Here is a 275-nt window from a genome sequence, read left to right as displayed (position 1 = left end):
ATATATGTCTCGGGGGGGCGCCCCCATCAACGTCTCGCGCGGGGGGGGGCGCGGGTTGGCGCCCGGGCCCCCCCCGCGCGGCCGCCGCCCCGCCCCCAAGACAAGCGTTCGAAGCTTCCGTGCGGCAGCCATTGCGGAGGTGTCCGTACTCGCGCGGCGGGACTGAGGGGGGACGTCTCCGTGCGCGGCCAGGTCCCCTGCGCCCCCGGGGGGGGGCCCCCCGGGGGCGGGGCCGCGGGGGGGGTGAACAAAAACCACCCCCCCAGCCCCAAGCA

This window comes from Streptomyces sp. NPDC059456 (assembly GCF_042750055.1).
In the GTDB taxonomy this organism is placed as follows: Bacteria; Actinomycetota; Actinomycetes; order Streptomycetales; family Streptomycetaceae; genus Streptomyces.
Note: the sequence above shows the minus strand (reverse complement) of the source record.